The organism is uncultured Sphingomonas sp. (assembly GCF_946477935.1).
In the GTDB taxonomy this organism is placed as follows: Bacteria; Pseudomonadota; Alphaproteobacteria; order Sphingomonadales; family Sphingomonadaceae; genus Sphingomonas.
In genome coordinates, this window is sequence record NZ_CAMLAC010000102.1 from 1 (window position 1) to 12,662 (window position 12,662).

15 protein-coding genes are annotated in these 12,662 nt (G+C 65.6%); 8 read left to right on the forward strand and 7 right to left on the reverse strand.

Going from position 1 to position 12,662, the window contains the following annotated elements:
- The 7 genes from Q0U08_RS11795 to Q0U08_RS11825 form a co-directional block, all read left to right on the forward strand.
- Nucleotides 1–1,171: ABC transporter substrate-binding protein (locus Q0U08_RS11795; protein WP_367271121.1), on the forward strand; the 1,171-nt coding region annotated here is incomplete at its 5' end.
- Complete coding sequence (locus Q0U08_RS11800) at nucleotides 1,168–2,028, forward strand: ABC transporter permease (protein WP_298091606.1); 861 nt, start codon at nucleotides 1,168–1,170, stop codon at nucleotides 2,026–2,028. The genes Q0U08_RS11795 and Q0U08_RS11800, both read left to right, overlap by 4 nt.
- Nucleotides 2,025–2,795 (forward strand): ABC transporter ATP-binding protein, encoded by a 771-nt coding sequence (locus Q0U08_RS11805; protein ID WP_298091607.1) that lies wholly within the window; start codon nucleotides 2,025–2,027, stop codon nucleotides 2,793–2,795. Before Q0U08_RS11800 ends, Q0U08_RS11805 begins: the two co-directional genes overlap by 4 nt.
- Nucleotides 2,788–3,627 carry an NADPH-dependent oxidoreductase gene (locus Q0U08_RS11810; protein WP_298091608.1) on the forward strand — a complete coding sequence of 280 codons (840 nt, stop codon included), beginning with the start codon at nucleotides 2,788–2,790 and terminating at the stop codon, nucleotides 3,625–3,627. Before Q0U08_RS11805 ends, Q0U08_RS11810 begins: the two co-directional genes overlap by 8 nt.
- Before the next feature lie 34 nt (nucleotides 3,628–3,661).
- On the forward strand, nucleotides 3,662–4,786 hold the full coding sequence (locus Q0U08_RS11815) for an LLM class flavin-dependent oxidoreductase (RefSeq protein ID WP_298091609.1): 1,125 nt from the start codon (nucleotides 3,662–3,664) through the stop codon (nucleotides 4,784–4,786).
- Nucleotides 4,787–4,791: 5 nt separating this feature from the next.
- The gene (gene soxC, locus Q0U08_RS11820; protein ID WP_298091610.1) at nucleotides 4,792–6,045 is read left to right on the forward strand and encodes a sulfite dehydrogenase; all 1,254 of its coding nucleotides are present in this window, start codon (nucleotides 4,792–4,794) and stop codon (nucleotides 6,043–6,045) included.
- Nucleotides 6,032–6,634 carry a c-type cytochrome gene (locus Q0U08_RS11825; RefSeq protein WP_298091611.1) on the forward strand — a complete coding sequence of 201 codons (603 nt, stop codon included), beginning with the start codon at nucleotides 6,032–6,034 and terminating at the stop codon, nucleotides 6,632–6,634. The genes soxC and Q0U08_RS11825 overlap by 14 nt, the downstream gene beginning before the upstream one ends.
- A gap of 234 nt (nucleotides 6,635–6,868) precedes the next feature.
- On the opposite strand, the gene Q0U08_RS11830 is transcribed toward Q0U08_RS11825, so the two are convergent.
- The 7 genes from Q0U08_RS11830 to aroQ form a co-directional block, all read right to left on the reverse strand.
- On the reverse strand, nucleotides 6,869–7,228 hold the full coding sequence (locus Q0U08_RS11830; RefSeq protein WP_298091612.1) for a hypothetical protein: 360 nt from the start codon (nucleotides 7,226–7,228) through the stop codon (nucleotides 6,869–6,871).
- Between the two features lie 399 nt (nucleotides 7,229–7,627).
- Complete coding sequence (glnA, locus tag Q0U08_RS11835; RefSeq protein WP_298091613.1) at nucleotides 7,628–9,040, reverse strand: type I glutamate--ammonia ligase; 1,413 nt, start codon at nucleotides 9,038–9,040, stop codon at nucleotides 7,628–7,630.
- An 86-nt stretch (nucleotides 9,041–9,126) separates the two neighbouring features.
- On the reverse strand, nucleotides 9,127–9,465 hold the full coding sequence (locus Q0U08_RS11840) for a P-II family nitrogen regulator (protein ID WP_007405799.1): 339 nt from the start codon (nucleotides 9,463–9,465) through the stop codon (nucleotides 9,127–9,129).
- Nucleotides 9,466–9,625: 160 nt separating this feature from the next.
- Nucleotides 9,626–9,961 (reverse strand): arsenate reductase family protein, encoded by a 336-nt coding sequence (locus Q0U08_RS11845; protein ID WP_298091614.1) that lies wholly within the window; start codon nucleotides 9,959–9,961, stop codon nucleotides 9,626–9,628.
- Nucleotides 9,962–10,070: 109 nt separating this feature from the next.
- Nucleotides 10,071–11,423 (reverse strand): acetyl-CoA carboxylase biotin carboxylase subunit, encoded by a 1,353-nt coding sequence (accC, locus tag Q0U08_RS11850; RefSeq protein WP_298091615.1) that lies wholly within the window; start codon nucleotides 11,421–11,423, stop codon nucleotides 10,071–10,073.
- A 5-nt stretch (nucleotides 11,424–11,428) separates the two neighbouring features.
- Nucleotides 11,429–11,917, reverse strand: coding sequence for an acetyl-CoA carboxylase biotin carboxyl carrier protein (gene accB / locus Q0U08_RS11855; RefSeq protein ID WP_298091616.1), 489 nt, complete (start codon nucleotides 11,915–11,917; stop codon nucleotides 11,429–11,431).
- 14 nt (nucleotides 11,918–11,931) lie between these two features.
- Nucleotides 11,932–12,366 carry a type II 3-dehydroquinate dehydratase gene (aroQ, locus tag Q0U08_RS11860; RefSeq protein ID WP_298091617.1) on the reverse strand — a complete coding sequence of 145 codons (435 nt, stop codon included), beginning with the start codon at nucleotides 12,364–12,366 and terminating at the stop codon, nucleotides 11,932–11,934.
- A 90-nt stretch (nucleotides 12,367–12,456) separates the two neighbouring features.
- Here aroQ and thiS point away from each other — a divergent pair.
- The coding region (thiS, locus tag Q0U08_RS11865) for a sulfur carrier protein ThiS (protein ID WP_298091618.1) at nucleotides 12,457–12,662 on the forward strand (206 nt) is incomplete at its 3' end.

Here is a 12,662-nt window from a genome sequence, read left to right on the forward strand (position 1 = left end):
ATCGCTATCCGGCGGAACAGATGAAGGTGGTGCCGCCCGCCCCGTCGCCCGCCCCCGCGGCGGCGCTGGCCTGATGCCGGGAACCGCCCCGCGTTGGCCGAAAGGCTCGGCCGGGCTTGCGGCCATCGTGGTGCTGTCGATCGCACTGCTGGTGGTGTTCGCACCGGCACGGCGCGCGGTGGCGAGCCGGGATGGGCTCGCGCTGACCGCGGCGCTCCCCGATCGCGTGCCGCCCGGCGTTGTCTTGCGGGTGGGCGATCCGGTCACCCGCTGGATCTTCGAGCATAATGGCTGGGACCGGAAATTGCCGTTCCGAATCCAATGGGCCGAGATTACCGGCGGCCCCGACGTGACCGAGGCGTTTCACGCGGGCGTCCTGGACGTCGGCTTTGGCGCCAGCGTGCCGCCGATCCACGCCGTGTGGATGGGCATCCCCGCCCGCATCATCGCCTTTCGCGAATATGCGGATCGCGACCGCCGCCAGGCATGGGTGTTCGGCATTGCCCCCGGGGCGAAGATCCGCACGCTGACCGACTTTCGCGGGAAGCGGATCGCGTTCAGCCCCAGCCAGGTACAGGGACAGTTGGTCCTCGACACGTTGAAGGCGGTCGGTATCCGCCGCGACGAGGTGACCCTGGTGGAGCTGCCGTCCAGCATCGGCGGCGACGTCTATACCAATGCCCTGGCCTCTGGCGCGATCGACGCCGCGCCGATCCGCAACGATCTGGTCGCGCAGCGTTACCTGCGCGACTACGGGACGGACGGCGCGCAGGTACTTCGGCACCCCGCGTTCCGCGACGACGGAACGAACGTCTATGTACCCGAAGCCACGCTGGCGGACCCCGGCAAGGCGGCGGCGCTTCGTGTGTTCGTGCGGTACTGGGGCCTTGCACAGGCATGGGCCAATGCGCATCCCGAGGAACTGGCGCGCGGCTATTTCACCATCAAGCGCGGTTTGCCCGCCGCCGATGCGCTGGTCTCCGCGCGCTACATCACCAATGTCTCCGTGCCGCGCGACTGGGCCGGTGCGAGGGCCTATGAACAGGGGGCCATCGACACGATCGCAGCCGAGACGAAGCGGCCGCGCCTCGATGCCGCGACGCTGTTCGACCACCGTTTCGAGACGATCGCCGGCGATGCCGCCGCCTCGACAGGAGGAACGCGCTCATGACTGCGTATTCGTACGACCTGCACCCGACATGGCGTCCCGCGGTGATCCCGCCTGTCCGGGCGGCATCGACGCCCGCCGCGCAGCCCCGGCTGGGTCCGGGCAAGCCGCTGCGCTACGGCACATTGCTCGGCCCCGCATTGCTGCTCTTCTACTGGACGGTGTTGTCGGCGACCGGCTGGCTGGATCCGCGAATCTTGCCCGCACCCTGGACGGCGGTGACGACGGCGACCGAACTGATCCGCGACGGCCGGTTGCAGGACAATCTCGCCGTCTCCGCCGGGCGGGCAATGGCGGGGCTCGGGGTCGGCGTGGTGGTGGGCGCCACGCTCGCCGTCCTGTCCGGGCTTTCGCTGCTCGGCGGCTATGTGATCGACGGACTGGTGCAGATCAAGCGCGGCATTCCCACGCTTGCGCTCATCCCGTTCATGATCCTGTGGCTGGGCATCGGCGAGGGGATGAAGGTGACGCTGATCGCCACGGCGGTCTTCTTCCCGGTCTATATCAACACCCACAATGCGCTGCGTGCGATCGACATCCGCCATGTCGAGCTTGCCGAAACGGTGCGGTTGAGCCGGTGGCAGTTCCTGCGACACGTGGTCATACCGGGGTCGCTGCCCGGCTTTCTGACGGGCCTTCGCTTCGGCGTGACCTCGTCATGGCTGGCGCTGGTGGTCGTCGAACAGCTGAACGCTACGAGCGGGATCGGCTATATGGTCACGCTGGCGCGCAATTATGCGCAGAGCGACGTGATGCTGGTCGGGCTGGTCGTCTACGCGCTGCTGGGCTTCGGTTCGGATGCGCTGGTACGCCAGATCGAACGGCGGGCGCTTCGCTGGCGCCGGACGCTCGGCCGATGAGCGCGGACAACGAGACGCCCGCCGTGCGGGTTCGCGATCTGGTGCGCACCTTCACCCGCAAGGGCGTGCTGAATGGCCTGAATCTCGACGTCGCGCCGGGCGAGTTTGTTGCGCTGCTCGGGCGGAGCGGTTCAGGCAAGAGCACCTTGTTGCGCGCGCTCGCCGGAATTGACCATGAGGCGGAAGGCAGTGGTGAGATCAGCCTGCCCGAAAGCCTTTCCGTCATCTTTCAGGATGCGCGGCTGCTGCCATGGATGCGGGTGCTCGAGAATGTGCTCCTGGGCGTCTCCGGGCGGCAAGAGCGCGGTCGCGAGGCGCTGGCCGAGGTCGGACTGGCGGGGCGTGAGCGGGCGTGGCCGCATGAGCTTTCGGGCGGCGAGCAGCAGCGCGTCGCGCTCGCCCGCGCACTGGTGCGCGAACCTGAACTATTGCTGGCGGACGAGCCGTTCGGCGCGCTGGATGCGCTCACCCGGATACAGATGCACGCGCTGCTGCGTCGCCTGTCGGAACGCCACGATCCGGCCGTGCTGCTGGTGACGCATGATATCGACGAGGCGATCCTGCTGGCCGACCGCATCGTCCTGCTCGCTGACGGGCTGTTGATCGCCGATCTTGTCGTGGCGCTGCCCCCAGCAGGTGCGACACGGCGCGAGCGGATCGCCGGGCTGCGCGCGTTGCTCCGCAAGCTGCTGGGCGTGGAGGACCCGCCCGCCGAGCTGGACGACTCACCCGCTGTCGTTGCGGCGTTCGGAGGGCGTCATGGCTGACGCGCTGACATCTCCCGAGTGGCCTAGCCCGTCACGCGGCTTCGAACGCTATCGTGACGCTGTCGATCTGCCGCCCGCGTGGAACGAGACGCTCGATACCCTGCTGTCGCACCGGTCGGTGCGCGCATACCTGCCCGATGCGGTACCGCCCGGCACGGTCGCGTTGCTCGTCGCCGCCGCGCAGTCCGCAGCGACTTCGTCCAATCTTCAGCCTTGGAGCGTCATCGTGGTCGAGGAGCCAGGCCGCAAGGCACGGCTGGCAGAGCTTGCGGGCGGTCAACGGCAGATTGTTCAGGCGCCCTTGTTTCTGCTCTGGATCGTTGAACACCATCGTCTCGCTCGCAATGGCGAGCGGTTGGGCGCGCCAGCCGATGGCCTGCACTTCCTGGAAAGCTTCCTGCTGGGCGCGGTCGATACCTCGCTCGCTGCGCAGAATGCGGTGGTCGCGCTGGAATCGCTGGGACTGGGCAGCTGCTATATCGGCGGCATCCGCAATCGACCGGCGGAGGTCGCCGCAGAACTGGACCTGCCGCCGCGTAGCTTTGCGCTGTTCGGATTGACGGTCGGCTATCCCGATCCGGCCGCATCCGCATCGGTCAAACCGCGACTGCCGCAGGAGGCGGTCTTCTTTCGCGAGCAATATGGCGCGTGCGACGACCACATGGCCATCGCCGCTTACGACCAGCGGTTGCGCAGCTTTCAGCGTGAACAAGGCATGGTCGAGCGCAACTGGAGCGACCAGGCGAGCCAGCGTGTCGGCGGCATCGACGCCCTCGCTGGCCGCCACCTGCTCCGCGACGTGCTCGCCCGGCTCGGCTTCCGGCTCGACTAGCCATCCCTCGTCACCACCAGCACGGAGTTCTCCTATGTCGAACGCATCCGAATATCTCTGGTACATTCCCAATCAGACCGAGGGCGGCCATCGCGGTGATGTCTCCGATCGCGACCCGGCCAGCCTCGACACGCTGACGCGGCACGCGCTGGCGCTCGAACGCCATGGATGGAACGGTGCGCTGATCGGAACGAGCTGGGGTAGACCCGATACATTCACCGTGGCGACGGCGCTCGCTGCGCGCACGACGCACTTTGAACCCCTGATCGCGATCCGGCCGGGTTACTGGCGACCAGCCAACTTTGCGTCAGCCGCCGCGACGCTCGATCAGTTGAGCGGTGGGCGGGTACGGATCAACATCGTCTCCGGTCAGGACAATCTGGCGGCCTATGGCGATAGCGAGGGCGACCAGGCGCATCGCTATGGCCGGACGAAGGAGTTCATGCGGCTGGTTCGCCGCCTCTGGACCGAGACGGACGTGTCGTTCGCGGGCGAGCATTTTCAGGTCACCGGTTCGACGGTCACGCCGCGCATCACGCCACGCGAGGATGCACAGGGCACCCGTCTGCATCCGCGTCTGTATTTCGGCGGCGCCTCGCCAGCGGCCGAGCGCGTCGCGGCGACCGAGGCGGACGTGCAACTGTTCTGGGGCGAACCGCTCGACGGCGTGGCGGAACGGATCGCGCGGCTGAAGCGGCTCAGCCGGGACCTCGACCGCGATCTGCCGCCGCTCGAATTCGGGCTGCGCATCACCACGCTGGTGCGCGATACCACCGAGCAAGCCTGGGCCGATGCCGAGGCCAAGGTCGATGCGATGGCGGCGGCAGAGGGTACGGTCGACGAACATCGCCGCGCCAAGGCAGTGGGGCAGCAGCGCCTGCTGGATCTTCACCGCCGCGGCGAGGTGCTGGACGACAATCTGTACACGGCACCCGGCCGCTATGGCGGGGGCGGGGCGGGCACGACCTGGCTGGTAGGGTCGGCGGAGGATGTCGCGCGATCACTGCGCAAATATCGCGACCTCGGCATCACCACCTTCGTCCTTTCCGACACGCCCTATCTCGCCGAGATCGGCCGACAGGGCGAACAGTTGCTGCCGCTTCTTCGCGATCCGCCTGCCCATAGCGGGCGACCGCTGGCGACGGTGTCGGCGGCCTGACGTCCTTGGCGAGGGAGGAACTGGGTGGCGAGCGGGCCGCCGGTGGCGGCCTGCTGCATCGGCGCGCGTTGCTACGCTGGAGCGCGGTGTCCGCGGCCGGGCTGAGCGCCGAGCGCGTGATGGCGCAAGAGGGGTTGCCCGCATCGATGCTGGAGCCCGGCGCGCCGCTATCGCCGCGCGGCGCGCCCGGACCGGCGGGGGAGGCGATCCGCCGGATCGTCCCCGATCTTGCCTTTCCCGGTACGGGGTCGTCGCGCACGCCGGTCCACCTGCTCGAGGGCACGATTACGCCGAACGACCTGCATTTCGAGAGGCATCACAACGGCATCCCGACGATCGATCCGGGAACGTTCCAACTGCTGCTGCATGGCCTCGTTCGCCGGCCGCTGGTCTTCCGCTACGAGGATCTGCTGCGCTACCCGCGCGAAAGCCGATTGCTCTTCATCGAATGTTCCGGAAATAGCGGCGCGTTGAGCGCGTCGCAGCCGGTGCAGGCGAGCGCTGGGCAACTCCATGGCTTGGTGTCGTGCGCGGAATGGACGGGGGTGCGGCTATCGACGCTGCTCGACGAGGCAGGCCTGCTGCCCGGCGTGCGGTGGATTGAGGCGGAGGGGGCGGACGCGGCGGCGATGACGCGGAGCATTCCGCTGTCGGTCGGGCTGGACGATGCCATGATCGCGCTGTTTCAAAACGGCGAGCCGCTCCGCCCCGCCCAAGGCTATCCGATGCGGCTGCTTCTGCCGGGGATCGAGGGCAATGCCTCGGTCAAGTGGTTGCGCCGATTGAAGGTGAGGGCCCAACCGGTCTTCTCGCGGGAGGAGACCGCCAAGTACACCGATCTGCGGCGGGACGGAAAAGCCGAGATGTTCTCGCTGCGGATGGGCGTGAAATCAGTGATCGTCAGTCCCTCCTTCGGACTCGACCTTGGTGCCAAGGGGTACCGGGAAATCAGCGGCCTTGCATGGTCGGGCCGGGGGCGTATCCGCAGTGTCGAGGTGTCGGCGGATGGTGGCGCAAGCTGGGCAGAGGCGGCGCTCGGCGATGTCCAGCCCAAGGCGCTGACCCGGTTCCGAATGCCGTGGCATTGGGACGGCGGACCGGCCGTGCTGCTGAGCCGCGCGACGGACGACACGGGCGCGGTGCAACCGACTCGCGAGACCTGGCTGGCGAAACAGGGGCACGGACAAGGCTATCACAGCAATGCGATGCAGAGCTGGGCGGTCGATACCGCCGGTCGGGTGACGCATGTCTATGCGTGACCGGCACATGTTTTTGGCAAGATTAGCGCTGGCCGTGACGGCATTGGCCTTTTCCGGCGCCTCGGCCGCCCAGACCACTGCGCCCCGACTGGGCCGATCCGCACCCGCCGATCTGATCCGGCGCATGGATCGCACGGTCGACAGCGTTGGCACCGGGCTGCCGAAGGGCAGCGGCACGGTCGCTAGCGGCCGGGCAATTTTTGCCACCAAATGCGCGTCCTGTCACGGAGAGGGGGGCACCGGCAGTATGGCCGAGGCCGTGGCGGGTGGGCGAGGCACTCTTGCCTCCCTCAGACCGATCAAGACGGTCGGCAGCTATTGGCCCTTCGCCACCACGCTGTTCGATTACATCCGACGCGCCATGCCACTCTCCGCGCCGCAAACGCTGGCAGACTCAGAGGTTTACGGGCTCGTCGCCTATTTGCTGTCGATCGACGGCATCGTTCCGGGCAATGTCCGGCTGAACCGGATGAACTTGCCGCGTATTCAGATGCCGAACCGACATGGCTTTGTGAGCTTGGAAGGCCGCGAATTCGATGGCAACATTGATCGCCCGGCACTGGTACAGGTGAAAGGGCGCCGCCCATGACGGTGCAGCCGGACTCGGCCTCTATGCCGATGGCGATCGTCTGGCCGATGGCGGCGATCTCCTCGGTGGGGAAGGCCAGGTGCCGCTCGACCAAGCCGTTGACGAGCGGCGGCCCTGGGATCGGCTCGCGCTGCTTTTCCTGGGCTGCGGCATCGACGAGTTGGAGGCGTCGGCGGACCAGATCGGTCAGCCGGAGCCGTTCGGGCGACGGCGCAGGCGGGCGGCTGCATGGCATCAGCCCTTTGACAAGCCTGTCGAAGGGACCAGCCGGTGCGCCTGCTCGCGCAGGCGCGGCTGGCGATCGACGCGCCAGCGCCTTTGCGCCTCGCAGACGTCATCGTGCCCGTATTCCGATGCCATCAGGGCTTTCTTATATCGGAAGCCAGCCGCCATCAGTACCCGCGACAGTGACGCCGGGTGCGTCACCACCTTCGTCTCCGTGGCCAGGCGCCGGGCAAAGTCGGGCATCGTGATGTCGGGTGTCGCCTCGACCCAGCGGATCGGCAACGCCGCATATTCCGCCAGCTTGCCTGCCCCGGACGGGCGGCCCTGACGCTGCGGCTTGGGCGTGCCCGTCTTCGTCACATGCTGCATCAGCTTGATCGCGCAACTCGGACTGACACCGAAGCGGCGAGCCGCAGCCCGGTACAAATGTCCAGCCGAAACGCGCGCTGATATCGGTCCCGCAGGTCGCCTGAATACACTCGACCCATGATCCACCCCCACATCAGGGCGATTCGCATTTTTCGGGCAACCGAAATCCACCACGATTCCTGCTTAACACTTGATGCTATAGGACCATCTGCAAAATCTGAATCGCGGGATCCGAACGGTTCATCTCAAATCCCAACCGTCAATCACTGAGGACAAGTATCAACGAGGCTAGCCCCAAAGCAAAGCGCCTGTGCGGTGTCTCCGCACAGGCGCTCAACTCTGATCACCATGTTAGGGGAGCCATGGCTTGCCCCTTGGATGGCGACGATTGGCGGGGTATCAGCCCGAATAATACATGTCGTATTCAACCGGCGACGGGGTCATCTCCCAGCGCGCGACTTCGTGATACTTCAGCTCGATATAGGACTCGATCTGCTCCTTGGAGAAGACGTCGCCCTTGAGCAGGAAGTCGTGGTCGGCCGCGAGGCTTTCCAACGCTTCGCGCAAGGAGGCGCAGACGGTCGGGACCTGGGCGAGCTCTGCTGGCGGCAGGTCGTACAGGTTCTTGTCCATCGCCTCACCTGGATGGATCTTGTTCTGGATGCCGTCCAGCCCAGCCATCATCAGCGCCGCATAGGCGAGATAGGGATTGGCGAGGGCGTCGGGGAAGCGGACTTCGACGCGCTTGGCCTTGGGACCCGTGCCGTACGGAATGCGACACGATGCCGAGCGATTGCGCGCCGAGTAGGCGAGCAGCACGGGTGCCTCGTAGCCCGGAACCAGACGCTTGTACGAGTTGGTCGTCGGGTTGGTGAAGGCGTTTACCGCCTTGGCATGCTTGATGATGCCGCCGATGAAGTAGAGGCACATGTCGGACAGGCCGGCATAGCCATTGCCCGCGAACAGCGGGTCTTTGCCGTTCCAGATCGAGAAGTGGGTGTGCATGCCCGAGCCGTTATCTTCCTTGATCGGCTTGGGCATGAAGGTCGCGGTCTTGCCATAGGCATGGGCGACCTGATGCACGACATACTTGTAGATCTGCATGCGATCGGCGGTCTGGGTCAGCGTGCCGAAGGTCATGCCCAGCTCGTGCTGCGCAGCGGCCACCTCGTGATGGTGCTTGTCGCAGGGGAGGCCCATTTCGAGCATCGTCGTGACCATCTCGCCGCGAATGTCGACCGCGGAGTCGACGGGTGCCACGGGGAAATAGCCGCCCTTGGCGCGCGGACGATGGCCGAGATTGCCGGTTTCATAGTCGCGGCCGGTGTTGGTCGGCAGCTCGATATCGTCGATCTTGAAGTAGGAGCCGGCATAGTTGGTGTCGAACTTCACGTCGTCGAACATGAAGAATTCGGCTTCCGGACCGACATAGACGGTGTCGCCGACGCCGGTGGTCTTCAGATACGCCTCGGCGCGCTTGGCGGTCGAGCGCGGATCACGCGCATACAGCTCGCCGGTCGAAGGCTCGACCACGTCGCAGAACACGATCAGCATCGGGGTGGCCGAGAAGGGATCGGTGTAAACGGCATCGAGATCGGGCTTCAGCACCATGTCCGATTCGTTGATAACCTTCCAGCCCTCGATCGAGGAGCCGTCGAACATAAGGCCGTCGGTGAACTCGTCCTCGCCCATGATCGAGGCGACCATGGTCAGGTGCTGCCACTTACCCTTGGGGTCGGTGAAGCGCAGATCGACCCACTCAATCTCTTCTTCCTTGATCTTGTTCAGGATGTCGGTGGCCGTCGTCGCCATGATACGTCGTTCCTCTTGTCGTCGTTAGGCCCCCGGCCGATCGGGCCAGGAGTGTTCGGGATGTGTTAGATCGGGGAAGGGTTGGATCAGATCGCCGCGTCGTCGCGCTCTCCGGTACGGATACGCAGTGCGGTTTCGACCGGGATCACGAAGATCTTGCCGTCGCCGATGCGTCCGGTCTGCGCGGCGGCGGCGATTGCCTCCACCACGCGTTCGGCTAGGCCGTCCTCGACCACGACCTCCAGCTTCACCTTGGGCAAGAAGTCGACCACGTATTCGGCACCCCGATAGAGTTCGGTGTGACCCTTTTGCCGGCCGAAACCCTTGGCCTCGGTCACCGTGATGCCCGACACGCCGATTTCGTGCAGCGCTTCCTTTACCTCATCCAGCTTGAACGGCTTGATGATCGCCTCAATCTTTTTCACCAGACCGGATGCCCCCAAACGCGTTTAAACTGTCGCCCGTAAGGGCGTCTTGCACAGGATGTGCCAAATGTTCGCTCCTTAGGCGAGGCAATCCAACGCCCTCGAGCGCTGCCCGTTAAACGGGCAAACGGGCAGCATGTGCCCGAAAGAGCGGCAATGTTCAGAGAATGTCCCGCACACGTTCAGGCGGACGCGCCAGCACGACGCCCTTGGCGGTTTCGACCAGCGGGCGTTCGATTAGTATCGGGTTGATTGCCATCGCTTCCAGGATGGTGAAGTCGTCGGCACCTGCCAATGGCTTTGCGTCCGGCTCAGCCCGGCGCAGGCCGTCGGCGGGCGACAGGCCTGCGCGCGCATAAAGGCGGTGCAGCGTCTCCACCGTGGGCGGGGATTTCAGATATTCGATGATCTCTACCTCGGCGCCGGCCTCATGCAGCAGGGCGAGCGCCTCGCGCGATTTCGAGCAGCGCGGATTGTGGTAGATCGTCGCCTTCATCGATCGGCCTTTTGGCAGGATCGGGGCGGTTTGTGGAGAGGTTTGTTGACCTGATACTCCCTCCCCGTCGGGGAAGGGGAGTATCAGGTCACTTCCCTACCTGAGCAAATCAGGCATCCTGTCTGGCGAGCCATTCTTCCAGCCACTTGATCGTGTACTGGCCGTCCTGAAATTCGGGATCGTCGAGCAGTGCCTGATGAAGCGGGATGGTGGTCTTCATCCCCTCGATCACGAACTCCTCCAGCGCGCGGCGCAGGCGGCGCAGCGCGCCGTTGCGGGTGGCGCCGTAGACGATCAGCTTGGCGACCATGCTGTCGTAATAGGGCGGCACCTTGTAGCCCTGGTAGAGACCGCTATCGACACGGACGTGCATTCCACCGGGTGCGTGATAGACCTTCACCGTGCCGGGAGACGGCGCGAAGGTGCGCGGGTCCTCGGCATTGATGCGGCATTCGATCGCATGGCCGCGGAACTCCACGTCCTGCTGCTCGAAGGTCAGCGGGCGCCCCTCGGCGATCTGGATCTGCTCGCGCACCAGATCGAGGCCGGTGATCATCTCGGTGACGGGATGTTCGACCTGAAGGCGGGTGTTCATCTCGATGAAGTAGAACTCGCCGTCTTCCCACAGGAACTCGATCGTGCCGGCACCGCGATAGCCCATATCGGCCATCGCCTTGGCGACGACGCCGCCCATGCGCTCGCGTTCCTCGGCGGTAATGATCGGCGAGGGCGCTTCCTCCAGCACTTTCTGGTGCCGGCGCTGGAGCGAGCAGTCGCGCTCGCCGAGGTGGATCGCCTTGCCGTTGCCGTCACCGAACACCTGGAATTCGATATGCCGGGGGTTGCCCAGATATTTCTCCATGTAGACGGTGGCGTCGCCGAACGCGGCCTTCGCCTCCGATCCGGCCTGCTGCATCAGCGTTTCGAGCTGGTCTTCCGAAGGCACGACCTTCATGCCGCGACCGCCGCCGCCCGATGCTGCCTTGATCAGCACGGGGTAGCCGATTTCGCCGGCCAGTTTCTTGGCTTCCTCGACATCGGTGATCGCGCCGTCCGAACCGGGGACGAGCGGCAGGCCGAGCGCGCCAGCGGTACGCTTGGCCTCCACCTTGTCGCCCATGATGCGGATATGCTCGGGCTTGGGGCCGACGAAGATGAGGTTATGCGCCTCCACGATCTCGGCGAACTTGGCGTTCTCCGACAGGAAGCCGTAGCCGGGGTGGATCGCGTCCGCGCCGGAGATTTCGGCGGCGGAAATGATGTTGGGAATGTTGAGGTAGCTGTCGCCGGCCGCCGGCGGTCCGATGCAAATCGCCTCGTCTGCCAGCCGCACATGCATCGCATCGGCATCGGCGGTGGAATGCACCGCCACCGTCTTGATGCCCATTTCATGGCAGGCGCGGTGGATACGCAGCGCGATTTCGCCACGATTGGCGATCAGGAGCTTCTTGATCGAGCGCACGAGGCTTACTCGACGACGATCAGCGGCTGGTCGAACTCGACCGGCTGGCCGTTTTCGACCAGCACGGCGGTGACGGTGCCGGCCTGCGGCGCGGTGATCGGGTTCATCACCTTCATCGCCTCGACGATGAGCAGCGTGTCACCGGCGGCGACCTTCTGGCCGACGCTGGCGAAGGGCTTGGCGCCCGGTTCGGCGGAGAGATAGCAGGTGCCCACCATCGGCGAGCGGACCGCATTCGCGCTGGTTGCTGGCGCCGATGCGCCGATCTCGGCAGCTACCGGTGCTGCCGGGGCCGGCTGTACCGCCAGCGGGGCGGGGGCGGGCGCATAGTGCGCATGCGCGGCGGCGATGGGTGCGGCCTTGCGGGCGACGCGGATCTTGCGATCGCCATGCTCGACCTCGATCTCGGTCAGGGCGGTGGCGTCGAGAAGTTCGGCGAGCTGGCGGACAAGGTCGACATCGACCTTCATGGCCTGTTCAGTCTGTTCGGTCATGGCGGCGGCTCCTGTCAGAAGCGGGCGGCGGCTTCAAGCGCCAGCAGGTAGGAAAGCGCGCCGAAGCCAGCGATTGTGCCTTTTGCGGCACGCCCGACATAGCTGTGATGACGAAATTCCTCCCGCGCGTGCGGGTTGGAAAGATGGACCTCGATCACCGGAGTCGTCACCGACTTGATCGCATCGTGGATCGCGACCGAGGTGTGGGTGAAGCCACCGGCGTTGAGCAGCACGGCGCGCGCCTGGTGCGCCTGCGCCTCGTGCAGCCAGTCGACCAGATGCCCCTCGTGATTGGACTGGCGCAGGTCGATCTCCAGCGACAATTCGCGGGCGCGATCCTCCAGCATGCCGGCAATGTCGTCCAGCGTGTCGTGGCCGTAGATTTCGGGCTCGCGCAGGCCGAGCAGGTTGAGGTTGGGGCCGTTCAAGACATAGACGATGTCGGCCAAGGGCGGGTCCTTCGCGTTGCCTGATTGCTGATCCGCTACCTATATGGGGATGAACGCGCCGCCAAGGCCGGCCCCAAGATTGGAACCATGATGCCCCATACCGACGGAACCGTGACCATTACCGTGAATGGCGAGCACAAGCGGGTGAGGGCCGGGCTGAGCCTGGCCGATCTGGCGAGCGAGCTGGGGCTGGTGCCGGAGAAGGTGGCGGTGGAGCGTAATATGGAGGTGGTGCCGCGCTCCACGCTGAAGGATGTGTGCGGCGAGGATGGTGACGATATCGAGATCGTCCACTT